This is a genomic window from Metasolibacillus meyeri (assembly GCF_003049505.1).
In the GTDB taxonomy this organism is placed as follows: domain Bacteria; phylum Bacillota; class Bacilli; order Bacillales_A; family Planococcaceae; genus Metasolibacillus; species Metasolibacillus meyeri.
In genome coordinates, this window is record NZ_PYWN01000083.1 from 62,748 (window position 1) to 82,040 (window position 19,293).

A 19,293-nucleotide genomic window follows, 5' to 3' on the forward strand; every position below is an offset into this window, starting at 1 on the left:
GATGTCTTTACGCATTATTTCAGGGCGAGCTGGTACTGGAAAAACGACATTACTTCAGCAGGAAATTGTGCAGCGTTTAAAGGAGGAGCCCTTTGGTGCACCATTATTTGTCATTGTACCTGATCAAATGTCATTTAAAACAGAATACGATTTAACAAATCGCTATGATATTAGCGGAATGATACGGGCACAAGTATTAACGTTTAAACGATTAGCTTGGTTTATTTTACAGGAGACAGGCGGTGTTGCACGCGATAAAATTGATAGTTTTGGGTATCGAATGCTTATTCGCCGTATTTTGCAAGATTATAAGGAGCAATTCGCTATTTTTAAACAAGCTGCTGGTAAGCGAGGGTTTACGCAGGAAATTGAGCAACTACTGCGTGAATTTAGCCAATATGATGTAACGAGTATTTCTATTATCGAACTAATAAAGGAGCTTGAAGCATACGGGGCAGCGCATACATTAATTGCAAAAATGAAGGATTTTCAAATTATTTTGCAGCAATTAGAAGAAAGTATCGGTGAAAGCTACGTGGATGGAGAAGGCTTTTATCCAATTTTAGTTGAGCAATTAAAAAACTCCGAAAAAATCCAGCAGGCAGAAGTATATATTGATGGCTTCACAGCATTTACAATAAGGGAATTTGCCATCGTTGAGCAATTATTATTATTAGCAAAGCGTGTCACAATTGTTTTACCTTTTGATGATGTACAGGATGCAATGGACCCACAAGCATTATTTCATCGTGCGGCGTTTACATACGATAAATTAATGGATTTTGCAGCACAGCATCATCTTGAAATTGAAAACCGTGTGCACTTAATGACGAATTGCCGTACACAACAATCTGATTTATTGCACATTGAAGCAAATTTCCATGCTTCCATACCAGTAGCTCAAGCAGCATCAGGAGCAGTGCAGATTATCGAAGGTGTAAACCGGCGTGCAGAAATACAAAGTATTGCACGGGAAATAACGCGCCTTGTGACAGAGGAACAAGTTCGTTATAAAGATATCGGGATTATGTATCGCCAAGCAGATGTCTATGATCCGCTCATTGCGACGATTTTCAAGCAATATGAAATTCCGTTTTTTATGAATGAAAAGCGACCGATGTTACATCATCCCTTTATTGAATTTATGCGTTCTTCTTTAGAGGCAGTTATATCGAATTGGCAATATGAGCCTGTTTTTCGCGCAGTAAAAACAGATTTATTTTTGCCTTTGCACGCAGAGGTGAAAACTTATCGTGAGCAGCTAGATAAGCTTGAAAATTTTGTTATAGCGAAAGGAATTATTGGTAAGCGCTGGCATGATGAAGAAGTTTGGCAATATCGTCGATTCCGTGTATTGGAGAAAATAGGTGCTGTACAAACAGATAAAGAGCTTGAAATGCAAGAAAGGCTACAACAGGCGCGCCAAATTGTACGTAATCCTTTACTCATGTTGGAGCAAGCTTTAAAAAATGCAAAAACAGGCTTAGAAATAGGGCAAGCTTTGTATGAATATGCAGAACATTTGCAATTATATGAAAAGTTACAAAGCATGAAGGCGCAGGAGCTTGAAACAGCTCTTGATTTAGCAAGTGAACATGACCAAGTATGGAATGGCTGGGTCAATATACTCGATCAATTTGTTTTAATGTTTGGCGAGCAAGAAGTGACATTGCAGGAAGCAGCAGAAATGCTTGATGAAGGCTATGATTCATTGCAATTTTCGAATATTCCACCAGCCATTGATGAGATTACTGTCGCGACAGTGGAATACTCACGTTTTGATAATATGAAAGCAGTGTTTATTATCGGTGTGAATGATGGCGTTTATCCAATGCGGATTGATCAAGAAGGATTGTTAACAGATGCGGATCGCCATCATTTTGAGCAGTTTGACTATGAATTAGCACCGAGTGCGAAAAGCAAGCTATTACAGGAAGCGTTTTTAATTTATCGTGCGTTTACTTCACCGACAGACAAGCTTTATATTACATTTGCGAGCGCAGATGAAGAGGGAAAAAGCTTGCTGCCATCGCTGTATATTAATCGATTGCACAAATTATTTACTATAGGCGAACGGCGCACATTAGCACATACGCGTGTCTTTATCGACCCAATAGAAGAAATCGATCAAAGTAAAGTATTACCTTATTTACGTCATCCGAAGCCATCCATTGCCTATTTAGCGACACAGTTGAAAGAGGCGGAGCAGACGAAATCGCTTGCAGCAGAGTGGCGTGCATTGCGTACATTTTATCGTCGTTATCCACAATGGGAGCAAATGCTACAGTTTGTGACGAAGCCATTATATACGATTAATAAGGCAGAACCATTGCAACCAGCGATCACTGAAAAGTTATATGGCGAGGAGCTACAGGCCAGTGTTTCGCGTATTGAAAAGTTTTATCGCTGTCCATATTCTCATTTTGCAACTTATGGCTTGCGATTAGAGGAGCGTGCGGAATATCGCTTAGAAACTTTTGCGATGGGGGATTTATTCCATGAAGCATTGCGTACAATTTTATCGAGCGATGAGATACCCCCAGCCAATTATAAGGAATGTTTGCAAAAGGCACGTGAGGCAGTAGAGCCGCTTGTTCATATTTTTTCTTATCGTATTTTAGAGAGCAATTCGCGCTATTTATATATTAAGGAAAAGCTAATTCGTGTTGTGGCACGTACATTATTTGCTTTGACAGAGCATGCGAAGGTAGCGAAGTTTAAGCCAGTCGTTCATGAGAAACCTTTTGGCAAAACGGATGATAAAACGGTGAAAAAGGGGATTAAGCCGTTACCTGCATTGGAAATTCCATTAGAAAATAAGCGGAAAATGTATTTGCGCGGACAAATTGACCGCATTGATGCATATGAAGAAAATGGCCAGTTGTATTTACGTGTTGTCGATTATAAATCATCAAGCCGCGATTTAGATTTAAATGAAGTGTATCACGGTATTTCATTGCAACTTTTAACGTATTTAGATGTAGCCGTCAAAAATGCGAAAGAGCTATTCGCCTTGCCGAAAAATGAGGAAATTACTGTGACACCAGCAGGAATGCTGTATGTTCATGTACACGATCCTTTAATTCGCTTGGAGGAATATGTAGATGAGCAAATGCGAGAATTGCAACGCCTTGAAAAATACCGAATGCAAGGGCTGTTAACGAATGAAATTCCTGTACTAGAGGCGATGGATGAAAATTTATTGGAGCAAAAGAAATCGCCCGTTATTCCAGTGAGTATGACAACGAAAGGGGCAATTGGCGCATACTCTAAAACGGTAGATGTGCAAACGATGCCGATTTTACAGGACTTTGTCATTGAAAAGCATAAAGAGGCGGGCAATAAAATATTCACAGGAGCGACAGACATTTATCCGTATAAATTAAAAAATCGAACAGCCTGTGATTATTGTGGATTCAAAGCAGTATGCCAGTTTGATCCATCAGACGGGCATCAGCAATATCATCATTTACCAGTGAAAAAGACGGATGAGCTGATTTTAAAGGTAAGAAAGGAGTGTGGCTATAGTGACCTTAAAGATACCGAAGAAACCGACTGATGCTCAATGGACGGATGAGCAATGGAAAGCAATTTGGGCGACAGGACAGGATACGCTTGTGTCAGCAGCAGCAGGGTCAGGAAAAACGGCCGTTTTAATTGAGCGCCTTATCCAGAAAATTATTGCGAAGGACGAGCCGCTCGATGTAGATGAATTGCTCGTTGTAACGTTTACGAACGCATCGGCAGCCGAAATGCGAAGTCGCTTGGCTGCCGCATTGGAAAAGGAAATTGCAAAGGATTCAAATAACCGTTTTTTACGACGTCAATTAAGCTTGATTAATAAAGCGCAAATTTCAACATTACATTCATTTTGTTTAGCGATTTGTCGCCAATATGCGTATATGATTGATCTTGATCCAGGGTTTCGCATAGCGAGTCAGGATGAGGTTGCTTTATTACAGGATGATGTCCTTTCTACTATATTAGAGCAGGCATATGGCGACGATGGAGAATTATTGCAAGCAGAAGTATATGAGCTTGTTGATAGTTTTTCTTCGGATCGACATGATCAAGAAATCGAAGTGTTGCTATTGCAGCTGTACAATATGTCACGTGTACAACCTGCACCATATGAATGGCTTGATACGCTGGCTAAGGAATACGATATTGCGCCAGATGTAACAGTGGATGATTTAAAATTCACTCCTCAATTAAAAACATCTATCTTGAATTCTTTATATGCTGCTGAAAATAATTTATTAACAATGCAACGCTATGCAGAAGGCGATTTTGGCATCGGTGCGTATAGCCCATTAGCAGTAGAGGAGCTTGCCTTTGTGCAAGTTGCAATTGACCTGCTCAAAAATAGTACATGGCAAGACGTTCATGAGCATATGCAAAAAGCGCAATGGGGCAGATTGCCGACAATCAAAAAATCAGATGATGCAGATTCACAAATAAAAGAGATGGCAAAAAATCATCGCGATGAGGCAAAGGATATTGTGAAAGCAATAAAGGATACATTTTTTATACGTAAGCCTCAATTTTTACTTGATGAAATTAGACAGATGAAGCCAATTATCGAAACACTTGTGAAGCTTGTGAAAATTTTTAGTGAAGCATTTAAAGCGGCAAAGCTAGAGCGAGCCTTTGTTGATTTTTCCGATTTAGAGCATTATGCTTTAGAAATTTTGACAGAGCGAACCGCGACAGGCATTGAGCCATCTGCGGTAGCGAGGGATTTTCAAGAGCGCTTTAAAGAGGTACTCGTTGATGAGTACCAAGATGTAAATTTATTACAAGAGACGATTTTACAGCTTGTCAAATCAGGTGATGAGGCGACAGGAAATTTATTTATGGTCGGTGATGTCAAACAGTCAATTTATCAATTTCGATTAGCAGAACCACGCCTATTCTTACGCAAATATAAAGATTTCTCTGAAAATCCAATCGATACAGGGCTGAAAATCGATTTAAATGCGAATTTTCGTAGTCGCTCAGAAGTATTAGCAGGGACGAACTATGTATTTGAGCGCATTATGGATGAAACCGTTGGAGAAATTAATTATGACGAGCAGGCAGCATTAAAATTCCGTGCACAGTATAGCGAGATGAATATTCCTGTTGAATTTGTTGTGCTTGACCAGTTTACAGAGCAGGAGGAGGAAACTACTGAGCTTGATGAAGAGCAGGAGGAATTAAGAACATCGCAGCAAGAAGCACGCTATATGATTCGAAAAATTCAACATATGATTGAAAAAGAAATGCCCATTTATAATCCAAAAGATGGTACAACACGACCGATTCGCTACAGTGATATTGTTATTTTAATGCGCTCAATGACATGGTCAGCGGATTTTGCCGAGGAATTTAAAGTGGCGGGTATTCCGCTCTATGCAGAATCATCAAAAGGTTATTTTGATGCGCTAGAAGTAATGATTATGTTGAATGTATTAAAAATTGTAGATAACCCGTATCAAGATATTCCACTTGCATCGGTGTTACGAGCCCCATTTTTCGGCTTGACGGAAAATGAGCTTGCTGAGGTGCGTTTGGCAAAAGGGAATGTGCCATTTTTTGAAGCAGTAACTACGTTTATAGAGCAACCAGTGAATTCAAAAGTGGCAGAAAAGCTCGATTATTTTTTAACATTATTAGATAAGTGGCGCCACCTAGCACGCCGAGGCTCCCTTGCTGATTTGATTTGGACGATTTATTTAGATACGAATTATTATGAGTTTGTTGGTGCGATGACGAATGGCAAGCAACGCCAAGCGAATTTAAGGGCGTTGCATGACAGAGCCTTGGCTTATGAAAAAACTTCATTCCGTGGCTTGTTCCGATTTTTACGATTTGTTGATCGCATGAAGTCACGTGGTGATGATTTAGGTATTGCAAAATCCATTGGAGAAGGTGATGATGTCGTTCGTTTAATGACGATTCACTCATCAAAAGGATTGGAGTTTCCAGTTGTTTTCGTAGCGGGTATCGCTAAATCCTTCAACCAGCAAGATTTTAAAGGTTCCTATTTATTCGATCAAGATTTTGGCCTTGCCGTAAAGGCGATTAATACAGAAGAGCGCACGATGTTTACATCTTTGCCATATTTAGCTATAAAAGAAAAGAAAATAGCGAAACTTAAGGCGGAGGAAATGCGTATACTTTATGTAGCGATGACGCGTGCAAAAGAGCGCTTAATTTTGTTAGGCACAGTGAAAAATTGGGAGAAGAAGCTAGCAAAATGGGAAATGCTTCAAGACCTGCCGCCAAAAGCGTTATTGCCTAATTATTTAAGAGCAAGTGCGAATTCATTTTTAGATTGGGTAGCACCTGCCCTTGTTAGTCATCCAGATTTTTTAACGAGAGCTATGCAGGATGAGGCATTTGGAGAGCGTGAAATAATCGCACAAAAAGACTCGCTATGGTCAGTCAAAATATTGGCAACGGAGCTTCTCAAACATATAGAGGAACAAGCTTCTTTCGTGCAAATGTTACTAGAGGAAGAGGTGAGTGAGCAGCTTGTTGGAGAGTTAACAGAGCGATTTACAGCCATATATCCGTATTTGCAGGCGACAACGAAAAAATCGAAGACGTCGGTTTCGGAAATTAAGCGTTTTGAGGCGCTACAGCAGGAGGAGGATATCGTTTATAATCCGCAGGTGATGAAACAAGCGTCAATAGCGAAACGTCCAAGCTTTATACAGTCAAAAGCTTTGTCAGCAGCTGAGATGGGAACGGTTATTCACTCCATTATGCAGCATGTGCCGCAGCAAGGCTTTACAACGCTTGATGAAGCGAACGGTTTTGTTGGGAATTTAGTTGAGCGTGAATTGCTAACAAAAGATGAAGCGGCGATTGTTAAGATGGACAAGGTAATGGAATTTTTCAACTCTCCAATTGGTGTTCGCTTTAAACAGGCAACGCAACTTCTTCGTGAAGTACCATTTACGATTAGCCGAACAGATTCTGAAGGGGATAGTCAAATTGTGCAAGGGGTTATTGATTGCTTATTTGAGGAAAATGGGCAATGGGTCTTACTCGATTATAAAACGGATAAAATTCGTCCACCATTTGAGGTAGAGCCTGCTTTAACAGAAGAAATGGCAAAGCGCTATCAAATGCAGTTACAAATTTATAGCGAAGCAATTGAGATGATTAATCAAGTACAGGTCACAGAAAAAATATTGTATTTATATGATATTGGTCAAACTGTTGTGTTGAAGTAGCAATTGTGATGATATAAAAGCGTTATGCCGAAAGTAGCAACTACTTCTAAAAAATATTTTATTCGCTTTAAATTTGTAAAGAAAAGTCGTTGGGGCTAGTGTTTTCAACTATTTAAAGGCTAAAGTCATTTTTCTGAATGGTAAGTATGCTCCACAAAACAGAAAATTGTTATCTGAAAAGTGGTGTGTTATTCTACTTTTCAGATGGCCTTATCAAAGGAGCTATAATTGTGAAATTTCAACCTACATTAATGCATGAACGGGTACATACAATTGATATTTTACGCGGTGTAAGTTTACTAGGTATTTTACTAGTAAATATGTTTGGCTTCTATTTACCGCAACCACATATCGATACGCTTCATTGGTTTACTGAAGCAAAGGATATTATTTGGCAGCAAACATTAGATATTTATGTGCAAAGTAGCTTTTATCCGCTATTCTCCATGCTATTTGGCTATGGATTAGCGATGCAATATATAAAGTCGCAAAAAACGGGTATAAATTTTTATAAATTTGCACCGAAGCGCCTTATTATTTTATTAGTAATTGGCTTGTTACATGCCTTTCTTATTTGGTGGGGCGATATTTTAGCTACCTATGCATTTTGCGGTTTCTTTTTAATTGTGTTAATACGTTTGAAAAGTCCGTGGATGATTACTATTGCAATCATGTTAAATGGGCTGTTCCATGGCTTTATGCTATTCGTCTTGTCCATGATGGGCATGTTAAATTCGGAAGTTGAAGCAAGAGCAGTGGATATTATAATGATTCAAAATGCGATTACAGCATATGGCACAGGTACATGGATGGATGCATTTACGCAACGCCTAGCTGATCTATCTGTACAAATGGGTTTCGGTATGTGGTTTATGTCCTTATTTACGATATTGCCATATATGCTCATTGGTGCAGCCGCAGCGAAGTGGCGTTTAATTGAACGAGCAAAAGAACTAAAAGTGATGTGGCTGATTTTAGCTGTAGTGGGTATAGGTTTAGGCTTATTTATTAAAAGTGCACCATACATGTTTACACATACGCATCTATTAGACTATGTAAAAGTAGTTGTCGGAGGACCAATTTTAGCAATCGGCTATATGGCGGTGATTATCGTTATTTGTTTATTGCCATTCGCACTGAAGGTGTTATCACCGTTTGCGAAGCTAGGGCGCATGTCGATGACAATGTATATTATGCAGTCAATTATTGGTACTTTTATTTTCTATAACTTTGGGCTTGGATTGTATGGAAAAATGACTGTCGAAATGGGCACGTATATCGCGTTAGGTATTTTTGCTACACAATTGATTATTGCAGAGCTATGGTTATCGAAGTTTTCGCAAGGACCACTTGAGGCTGCTATAAAAAGATTGACTTACGGTAAAAAATTATCAGAAAAATAAGGCTTTTTGTTGCATAATGATGTATGATGTATAAAAAAGAAGGAGTGCAAACACAATTATGAAATTATTATCTTTTAAATTAGATGAACAAGTAAAATTTGGACCGAAAGTAAAAAAAGAAGAAGCGGTTTGGGATGTGTTAGCAATACAAGAAGCACTACAAGTTTTTCCTTCTTTTCCGTCAACGATTATTGATGGTATTGCATTAGGCTTTGACTTTGTAGAAAAAACAAGAAAATTAGTAGATGCCGCACAAAAAAGCGAAAATGCGCAGCAATTTAAACATACATTTAATGAGATCGAATGGTTAGCCCCGATCCCGCGCACACCGAAAAATATTTTATGTGTAGGGAAAAATTATGATGATCATGCGAAAGAAATGGGGGCAGATGCAGCACCAGAGGATATCATTGTCTTTACAAAAGCACCTACAGCAATCGCTGCGGATGAAACAACATTACCAGTTCATGCAGAGAAAACGACAATGCTAGATTACGAAGGTGAATTAGCAGTCGTTATTGGGAAGCGCGGTAAAGATATTCCGAAAGGCATGGCTTATGATTATGTGTTTGGTTACACAATTGCCAACGATATTACAGCGCGTGACTTACAGGAAAAGCATAAGCAATTTTTCTTAGGCAAAAGCTTAGATAGCGCTTGTCCGATGGGGCCATACTTAGTATCAAAGGATGAAATTCCAGATCCACAAGTACTGTCAATTGTAACGAAAGTAAATGGTGAAGTGCGTCAAAATGGTTCAACAAAAGATATGATGTTTGAAGTAGCAGACTTAATTGCGATTTTATCAAAATATGTGACGTTAGAGCCTGGCGATATTATTTTAACAGGCACGCCTGCAGGAGTAGGTAAAGGCATGAATCCACCAACATATTTAAAAGCTGGCGATGAAGTGAAAATTTCAATTGAAGGAATTGGTACATTAGCAAATCGTTTTGCATAAAGTGAGCCTTTAATCAGTGGAAGTTTCTCAATCCCACTGATTGATGATAAAGGAACACAAACTAAGAGCTTCATAGTCTGTACCTGACGCTACGCTTTCGGTACACAAAAGATTGTTAAGTATGAGATAAATAAATCATGAAGAACCTGAAGGTTTTGAAACAATTAATGTTTCATTGTCGTTCAGGTTTTTCTTTGGAATTGTGTGAGAATTGTGTGTGTGCCTGGCACCATATTCATTGAAACTACTCATCTCACATGATAGGATATGTCATGAAGAGAAAAAATGAGGTGGGATACAATGAGTTTTTTAACGAGCACAACACATCTTCATATTACGACATGGGTACTTGCACTTGTATTATTTTTCATTGCTGCATTAGCAAGTAAGCCAAATAAAGGCGTACATATGGCATTACGTGTTATGTACATTTTAATTATTATTTCTGGCGGCGCATTATTTATGGAGTGGCGCAGCAATATCGCAGAGAGCGGTATGTACTATGATATGAAAGTATTATTTGGCATACTTGTCATCGGCTTTATGGAAATGATTTTAGTGCGTAAGAAAAAGGGCAAGCCAACAACGATGTTTTGGGCATTATTTGCAATCGTATTAGCAGTAACGCTTTATTTAGGGTTATCGACAGGAATCGGTATGAATTTCTAAAATGAAAGGTGCAGAGACAAAGTAAAATGTCTCTGCATTTTTTATTAATTGATCAATTTCTGGGTTTTATGAGCGTTTTTTTACCACTTTATTGGCGCAGCCTATCGCTTTTGTTCACGTATTTGCCGTATTTCAATTTAATTTACAGTATTGTAATAGAAAAAGGGTTCGGAAGTTTGGTAAAATGACGATGAACTACTGTTAACTAGGGGAGAACTTTAAATGAAAATGATGAAATGGGTTTCTGCGATAATCGTGGCAATCTTATTACTAACGCCATTATCGATCGTTAGCTATGCAGATGAGGCACGAACAATTGCAGATGAAAGTATATATGATGTATTAGTTGACCGCTATTTTAACAAAACAGCGCAAAACGATATAAATGTAGATAGACAAGATGCAACGCAATTTGCTGGTGGGGATTTTGCCGGTTTAGTTGAAAAGCTTCCTACAATAAAAAAAATGGGCTTTACTATTACCTCGATCGGGACAGTGTTTACAACCGAAACATATGACGGTTGGACACCAACGAGCTATGAAAACCTTGAACCTCATTTTGGAACGGAGCAGGAATTAGCTGATTTAATTCTGGCCTACAATAAAGAAGGTATTCAAATAATGGTGGATTTCCCACTATCGAATGTCAGCGTTAATCATGAGTGGGCGCAAGACCCAGCGAAGCAAGCTTGGATTAAATCGCAACATGAAGAGCTTGTACAATGGGATTTAACAAATTTGGAAGTACAGGCTGCTTTAGAGGAAGCCCTAATGCAGTTCGTTGAGAGCTATAATTTTGGTGGTATTCGTTTAACGAATATTGGGGATGCAGATACAGCCTTTTTAAATAGCTTAATTGAAGCTGTGAAGACACGAAATAATGCAATGTATGTGATTACAAATGAAGATAGTGAGGCAAATTTTGATGCGAAATTTGCGGAAGATGCAGCTGAAATATATCGTGATATCTTCAAAAATGTAGATTTACCAACCAATGATTTATTAAAGCATATCGAACCATACTTAGCAGGTGAGCAAGTAGCACCACTACTAATGATTGACTCGTTACAAACAAATCGTTTTGTATTGGACGCAACGGAGCAAAAAATGTTCCCACCAACGCGTTTAAAGACAGCATTGCTACCAATAATGTTCTTGCCTGGTGTACCAGTTGTACAATATGGTACGGAAATTGCGATGAATGGTGTGGCAGGTGAGCAAGCGCATCAAATTTATAATTTTAAAACAGAGGAAGAGCTTGTTGATTATATCGGAAACTTGCAAAGTATACGAAGTAAATCTGCTGCTATGCGCCAAGGCGATTTTAGCCTAGTTGAAAATGACAATGGATTAATTGCTTTTACTCGTAAATCTGAAGAAGAGCAGTGGCTAGTTATTACAAACAATACGAGTAAAACGAAGCAAGTTGTTTTAACTGCAGCTGAGATTGGTGAAGACAAAGAACTGCGCGGTGTATTAAGTAATGAAATTGTAAAGCAAAATAAAGATGATGAATATATCGTTGTTCTAGACCGAGAAGTTTCAGAAGTTTATCAAATTATCGATGAACGCGGATGGAATATCCCCTATTTGGTGGCATTAGGAATTGTTTATGTATTGTTTGTCATCTTTGTCATTGCAATCATCAAACGCGGTCGAAAAAAACGTAACTTAGAAGAGAATACAGAGATATAAAAAATGCCTTATCATTCCTTTTTAGGGAATTGATAGGGCGTTTTTTGTATGGAGAGAAAAAAATTTAAAATAAAAATTTAAAATAAAAAATATTGGAAACGTGCAGAAATATTGGTTCGGTATGCGAAATATAACATGTAATAGGAGCCTTCTTATAATAAATAAGAAGAAACAAATAAAAGCTTTATAAACCTTCGTGTTACTAAGTAATAAGGGAAAATATTATTTTTTCATAATTATTTAAATAAGCTTTATGTTACATATATTACGATACTTCATGACACTAATAATGAATGTAAAATCAGTGTAACGCAGATATTGCCAAAACAGAAAACTATTGTTTGAATATTCTTATATCTATAGAGGGATATTATCATTATTTTAATATATTTTTTGAATTGGAAGGAATTTGTTGATAATGAAGAATAAAAGGCATTAACTAGCACTTTAAAGTGATGAAGTAAGAAAAAAATAAAAAAGGCTTGTCAAAAATATTATTTAAATTTAGAATCATATTATGTCAGAATAGCTAAAGAAGGACATATTGACTTTAAAGATTTACAAAGAGTATAATGTGAAGCGGTATAGTCAGCTTTTAAATTATACAACAAGAATTAAGAAACAGTTTTAGAATGATTGATTTTTGCTGAATAGTAAATTGTCATAATATTCTCAACTGGTTGCTTGAAAGGAGAAAGAATTTGAAGACGTCAGAAGAGCTTTTAGTAATTAAAGATTTACATACAGGTTTTCGAATCAAAGATACATACTTCGACGCTGTAGACGGAGTGTCTTTAACATTAAGAAAAAACGAAATCCTGGCGATTGTTGGCGAATCAGGCTGTGGTAAAAGTACTTTAGCCACATCAATTATTGGACTTCACGACCATAATAAAACGCGAGTGCAAGGTGAGATTTTATTTAAAAATAAAAATCTTGCAAAATTAAGCGAGGAAGAGTTCAACGATGTTCGTGGTATGGATATAGGGATGATTTTCCAAGATCCGCTTTCTGCATTAAATCCATTAATGCGTATAGGGGAGCAGATTGAGGAAGCTTTAATCTACCATACTAAATTAACGAAGGAAGCACGTGTAGCTCGAGTTTTCGAACTATTAGCGCAAGTTGGAATTCCAAATCCACAACGTGTTGCAAGACAATTCCCACACCAATTATCTGGTGGTATGCGACAACGTGTTATTATTGCGATTGCGATTTCTTGTAAGCCGCAAATTATTATTGCGGATGAACCGACAACGGCTTTGGATGTAACAATCCAAGCGCAAATTTTAGACTTACTAAAAGACTTACAAGCAGAAACGGGCTCAGGCATTATTTTAATTACACACGATTTAGGTGTTGTAGCTGAAGTAGCTGATCGCGTAGCTGTTATGTATGCGGGTCAAATTATCGAAGAGGCACCAGTAGAGGAATTGTTTAATAATCCGAAACACCCATATACACGCTCGTTATTTAACTCAATTCCACAGATGAATTCAGACGGGAAGAAATTGAATGTTATCGAAGGAATTGTACCTTCTTTATTAAAATTGCCACGTCAAGGCTGTCGTTTCTCACCACGTATTTCTTGGATTCCAGAGAGCGCGCATGAGAAGGATCCTGTGCTGCATGAAGTAGCACCAAATCACTTCGTAAGATGTACGTGCTATAAAGAATTCTATTTTAAAGGCGAAGAAGGAGGACGTGCATAATGAGCTTTATGCAAATTAATGATTTAAAAGTCCATTACCCAATTCGCGGTGGATTTTTTAATACAATAGTTGATAATGTATATGCTGTTGATGGTATTTCAATGGAGTTTGAAAAAGGGAAAGCCTATGGTTTAGTTGGGGAATCTGGTTGTGGTAAATCGACAACAGGTAAATCAATTATTGGTTTAGAGAAAATTTCAGCAGGCTCTATTATTTATGAAGGTGAAAATGTGACGAATAAGCGTCGTGATCGTACTTCTGCTTATAACCGTGATATTCAAATGATTTTCCAAGACTCACATTCTAGTATGAATCCGAGAAAGCGTGTACAAGATATTTTAGCAGAGCCAATTCGTAACTTCTTGAAGCTAACACCTCAGGAGGAAAGCCGTAGAATTAGCGAGCTTTTAGCGATTGTTGGTATGCCTGAAGATGCAAAATTAAAATATCCACATGAATTCTCTGGTGGTCAAAAGCAACGTCTTGGTATTGCACGTGCGATTGCAACAAATCCTAAATTAATTATTGCGGATGAGCCAGTTTCAGCACTTGATTTATCTGTACAAGCGCAAGTTTTAAACTTTATGAAAGATATTCAAGACGAATATGGCTTAAGCTATTTATTTATTTCACATGATTTAGGTGTGGTAAAGCATATGTGTGACTATATTTCGATTATGTATAAAGGACGTTTCGTAGAGTCAGGTACGAAATATGATATTTACGAGAATCCACAACATATTTATACAAAACGATTACTATCGGCTATTCCAGATATTACACCAAATGGACGCGAAGATCGTAAGCTTGAGCGCATTGAAGTAGAGCGTAACTATCAAGTAGAGCATAAGCAGTATTTTGATGAAAATGGTCGAGTGTATAATTTATCGCCAATTTCAGATACGCATTTTGTCGCTGCAACTTCTTCAGCTTTGAAGGGAGGCAATTAATATGTGGAAAACAGTTGTTCGACGTGTTTTAATTATGATTCCACAATTATTTATACTGAGTTTATTAATTTTTATTATGGCGAAAAACATGCCGGGTGATCCATTCACAGGCAAAATCACACCAGAAACAGATCCTGCACGTATTGAAGAATTGCGTGAATTAAATGGTTTAAATGATCCATGGTATCAGCAATATGTACGTTGGATGGGCAATGCTTTTAAAGGGGAATTTGGAAATAGTTACACGTACAAAGTAAAAGTATCAACATTAATCGGTGAACGTGCGATGAATACGTTCTGGTTATCGTTATTAACCGCTGTTATGCTCTATGCAATCGCAGTGCCATTAGGGGTATTGGCAGGGCGTTTCCATAACAGTTGGTTTGACAGAGGGGTCGTTTTATATAGTTTTATTAGTTTTGCGATACCGACATTCGTATTAGCATTGATTTTGCTATACTTCTTCGGTTACCAACTAAGCTTGTTCCCAACAACGGGTTCAGTAGATGTTCGAGAAGCACCAGGCACAGCTGGTTACTATATGAGTAAAGTTTACCATATGATTTTACCTGCATTTACAGCAGCTGTTTTAGGTACTACTGGGATTATCCAATATTTACGTACTGAAGTAGTTGATGCAAAAAGCATGGATTATGTACGTACAGCACGTGCAAAAGGGGTACCAGCACGCAAAGTATATTCAAAACATATTTTCCGTAACTCGCTATTACCAGTAGCGGCATTTATCGGTTTTACAATTACAGGATTATTAGGCGGTTCAATTTTCATTGAAACAATTTTCGCATATCCAGGTATGGGACACTTATTTATTCAATCGATTTCATCTCGTGACTATAGTGTTATTACAGCGCTTGTTATGTTATATGGTTTCTTAGCGTTATTAGGTAGTCTATTATCCGATATTATTATGAGTATTGTTGACCCACGAATTAGGATTGAATAGACAAAATAATAACTTAAGGAGAGGTGAAAAAAGTGGTTAAAGAGAAAGATAATAAAAAAGAGCAAGAAATCGTAAGCGCTCCGCCAACAGGCTTTCAGGTTATATGGCGAGAGTTTCTAAAAGATAAAGTTGCGATGTTCTCATTAATAGTTATGGTTGTAACGATTTTTGGCGTTTTTATAGCATCACTGTTTTTTGATCCGGCAGAAGTCATGAAAGTTTCGTTGCGTAATAAATATGCACCACCTAGCTCTACACATTGGCTTGGAGCAGATATTGGTGGTAGTGATATTTTAGGACAGCTTATTATCGGAGCGAAAAACTCGTTATTAATTGCGATTGCCATTACATTAATAACAGGCATAACAGGTATTTTTATCGGTTTAGCTTGTGGTTATTTCGGTGGATGGATTGATAATATGTTTATGCGTATTATTGACTTCTTTATTACATTACCATCTTTAATGATTATTATTGTATTTATTACAATTGTACCGAAATATACTGTATTTACGTTTATTCTTATTATTAGTATATTTGGCTGGACGGGTATTGCACGTCTTATACGTTCAAAATCATTATCAGAAAGCCGTCGTGACTATGTAAATGCTTCAAAGACACTTGGAACGAATGATTTTGTTATTATTTTCAAAGAAGTAATGCCAAATATTAGTTCAATTTTAATTGTTGAAGCAACACTAAGCTTTGCAGGGAATATCGGTATTGAGACAGGTTTAACTTATTTAGGGTTCGGTTTACCACCGTCAACACCTTCATTAGGGACACTTGTAGCATATGCTAATAATCCATTAGTTATGTCAACATATTGGTGGGTATGGCTACCAGCGGCATTATTTATTTTAATATTAATGCTTTCAATCAACTATGTTGGACAAGCGTTGCGCCGTGCGGCAGATGCTAAGCAACGTCTAGGGTAATTTCGATGTAATCCAATGCGTGCGTGGGAGATTTAGAAAATATTTTCTAAATTTTCCACGCAAATTATGAAAATATACTAGACTTTTTGCATATAAAGTAGTTAAGATATGAAAGAAGTTATTTCAAATAGTTGCTTTCTGAAAAAACTATTAATTAATTTTATTCAGAAAAAACTGAAAATTGATTTTTTTTGAAAGATTTACTAGAATACTAGTAAGAGTTTTGTACTTGTAGCTGACGCTTCGCTTTTGCACAAAAGAGTTGTTGCTAACGCTTTCAGTACAAAAGAGAGTGGTACCATCACATTTATCAGTAGTTGGTAAGTGTGTTTTGATAAATATGGCTAGTGTTTATAGGTACAATTTCTAGCTGAGGCAAAAAAGGGAGGAAAAAAAATGAAGAAACAACGTTGGGCTCTTCTAACAATGTTATTTGCACTAATGCTAGTATTAGCTGCATGTGGCGGAGATAAAAAAGAAGACGCAGGCAAAGGTACTGATGGTGGCACAACTGACGGTGGCACAACAACTAATGAGGAAACTAATACTGAGCAAGAAGAAGATGGTTTCTCGATTTCTGTTGAAAACGAAGGGACTGCTATTGAAGGCGGTACATTAATGGTAGCTATGCAGAAAGATGAGCCTTTCCAAGGTATTTTCTCATATGCACTTTATGAGGATGCATATGATGCAGACTTAATGGAGTTTGCTTCTAACAGTATTTTTAAAAGCGATGGTGACTTCTTACTTACTGATGAAGGAATCGCTAGCTTTACTTTAACAGAGGGTGAGCCAAACATCGTAACGATTAAAATTCGTGAAGGTGTAAAATGGTCTGATGGCGAGCCATTAAAAATTGAAGATTTAATGTTACCATATAACATTATCGGTCATAAAGATTACACAGGTGTACGTTACAACTCATTCTTCCGTAATATCGTAGGTGCTGAAGAGTATCATGATGGTACAGCTGACACAATTTCAGGTCTTAACAAGATTGATGAAACTACTTTAGAATTACAACTTAAAGAAGTATCTCCAGGTTTATTCTCTGGTGGAGATGGCATCTTAACTTATGCTGAGCCAAGCCATATCCTTAGCGATGTTCCTGTAGCAGAATTAGTAGAGCATGATGCAATTCGTAAAAATCCAGTAACACTTGGTGCTTTCGTAATTGACCGTGTTGTTCCTGGTGAATCTGTACAATTTAAAGCTAATGAAAACTACTGGAAAGGTAAACCGAAATTAGACGGCGTTATCGTGAAAGTAGTACCATCAGCATCTATTGCAAAAGCATTAGAAGCAGGTGAATATGATGTATCACTTTCTTTCGGTTCTTCAAAATATGTTGAAATCGAAAACTTAACAAATATTGATGTTTTAGCGGTTCCAGAGCTTTACTACTCATACCTAGGCTTTAAAGTAGGGAAATGGGATACAGAAACAAAAGAAGTAGCAACTGATTTAGAAAATTCTAAAATGGGTGACGTAAACTTACGTCAAGCTATGGCTTATGCATTAAACGTTGAAGAAGTAACAGAAGTATTCTATGATGGCTTACGTGAGCGTGCAAATGCAATCCTTCCTCCGGTATTCTCATCATTCCATGATGCAAGCTTAGAAGGATATAAATATGATCCAGATAAAGCAAGTCAATTATTAGATGACGCTGGTTATGTGGATGTTGATGGTGACGGTATCCGTGAAGATAAAGAAGGTAAGCCATTTGAAATTAAATTTGCTACAATGTCAGGTGATGATGTAGCTGAGCAAATTTCAGCATTCTGGTTACAAAACTGGAAAGAAATTGGATTAAATGTTGTGTACACAGATGGTCGTACAATTGAGTTTAACTCATTCTATGACAAAGTAGAAGCTGATGATCCAAACATCGATATCTTTATGGCTGCATGGGGCGTAGGTACTAACCCATCACCATCTGGTGTTTATGCACATACAGCTGCATATAACTTCTCTCGTTACACATCAGAAAACTTACAAACAATTTTAAGCAATATCGACTCTAACAAGTCATTTGATGCTACTTACCGTGCTGAGCAGTTCGCAGCATTTGAAAAAGAAATGGCTGAAGTGGCACCAATTGTACCAATGATGTACCGTTTAGAGCTTACACCAGTTAACAAACGTGTGAAAAACTGGAGCGTTGAATACGGTAATACAACACTTTCTAACTTAGAATTAGTAGAATTAGTAGCAGACACACCGGTTAAATAATAATTTTTTTTAGAGAAAACTCTCTCCTTCATTTGCAGGAGAGGGTTTTTTAAGTGTGCCCGGTATGCACATGAACTATAGGGATCCAACAGGATAATCAAGTAGATATACGTACCACGCAGATTGCCGAAAAACATCAATTGAGTCGTGGGACAATTTACAACTATTTAAAACAAACAGTCCCGCCTCGTAAAATGAAACGTCGATTAAGCTTCCATCTTATTATGAAGTGATTATAGCGTATGACATGGAACGGCTCATAGTAATCTAAAAGCGTTACAACACGTGTCAATGATTAACTAATCTACATCATGCAGAGTCTCTCTTCAAAATCGGAATTGAGTGTTTTCTATAATTGTAACTGGATGTTATATTTCTGCTAACAGAGAAAATATTGCTAAATCATAAAAAATAAATCAAGTAATATTCTGAATGTTTTATTAATATTGGATTTTGAACAAAAACTTCTAATTACATAAATAGAATGAAATCTGAATAACCTATATTATACTGTTTTAAATTATTTAAAATATATTGAAA

General features: G+C 37.3%; 11 protein-coding genes. All 11 read left to right on the forward strand.

Annotated elements, in window-relative coordinates:
- Position 1 precedes the first annotated feature (1 nt).
- On the forward strand, positions 2-3,559 hold the full coding sequence (gene addB, locus C9J34_RS12825) for a helicase-exonuclease AddAB subunit AddB (protein ID WP_107840365.1): 3,558 nt from the start codon (positions 2-4) through the stop codon (positions 3,557-3,559).
- Positions 3,528-7,226: a helicase-exonuclease AddAB subunit AddA gene (addA, locus tag C9J34_RS12830; RefSeq protein ID WP_107840367.1), complete on the forward strand. Its 3,699-nt coding sequence runs from the start codon at positions 3,528-3,530 to the stop codon at positions 7,224-7,226. Before addB ends, addA begins: the two co-directional genes overlap by 32 nt.
- A gap of 230 nt (positions 7,227-7,456) precedes the next feature.
- On the forward strand, positions 7,457-8,629 hold the full coding sequence (locus tag C9J34_RS12835) for a DUF418 domain-containing protein (RefSeq protein WP_238600648.1): 1,173 nt from the start codon (positions 7,457-7,459) through the stop codon (positions 8,627-8,629).
- Between the two features lie 58 nt (positions 8,630-8,687).
- Complete coding sequence (locus tag C9J34_RS12840; RefSeq protein WP_107840369.1) at positions 8,688-9,590, forward strand: fumarylacetoacetate hydrolase family protein; 903 nt, start codon at positions 8,688-8,690, stop codon at positions 9,588-9,590.
- A 300-nt stretch (positions 9,591-9,890) separates the two neighbouring features.
- On the forward strand, positions 9,891-10,259 hold the full coding sequence (locus tag C9J34_RS12845; protein WP_107840371.1) for a YisL family protein: 369 nt from the start codon (positions 9,891-9,893) through the stop codon (positions 10,257-10,259).
- Between the two features lie 222 nt (positions 10,260-10,481).
- Positions 10,482-11,954 carry an alpha-amylase family glycosyl hydrolase gene (locus tag C9J34_RS12850; protein ID WP_107840374.1) on the forward strand — a complete coding sequence of 491 codons (1,473 nt, stop codon included), beginning with the start codon at positions 10,482-10,484 and terminating at the stop codon, positions 11,952-11,954.
- Positions 11,955-12,655: 701 nt separating this feature from the next.
- Positions 12,656-13,666 (forward strand): ABC transporter ATP-binding protein, encoded by a 1,011-nt coding sequence (locus C9J34_RS12855; protein ID WP_107840376.1) that lies wholly within the window; start codon positions 12,656-12,658, stop codon positions 13,664-13,666.
- A complete protein-coding gene (locus C9J34_RS12860) occupies positions 13,666-14,616 on the forward strand; it encodes an ATP-binding cassette domain-containing protein (protein ID WP_107840378.1) in 951 nt (316 codons plus the stop codon). Before C9J34_RS12855 ends, C9J34_RS12860 begins: the two co-directional genes overlap by 1 nt.
- Before the next feature lies 1 nt (position 14,617).
- Complete coding sequence (gene opp4B, locus C9J34_RS12865) at positions 14,618-15,580, forward strand: oligopeptide ABC transporter permease (RefSeq protein WP_107840379.1); 963 nt, start codon at positions 14,618-14,620, stop codon at positions 15,578-15,580.
- 32 nt (positions 15,581-15,612) lie between these two features.
- Positions 15,613-16,518, forward strand: a complete 906-nt coding sequence (locus C9J34_RS12870; protein WP_202973684.1) for an ABC transporter permease — start codon at positions 15,613-15,615, stop codon at positions 16,516-16,518.
- A gap of 396 nt (positions 16,519-16,914) precedes the next feature.
- Positions 16,915-18,753, forward strand: coding sequence for an oligopeptide ABC transporter substrate-binding protein (locus C9J34_RS12875; protein WP_107840384.1), 1,839 nt, complete (start codon positions 16,915-16,917; stop codon positions 18,751-18,753).
- The last annotated feature ends 540 nt before the right edge of the window (positions 18,754-19,293 follow it).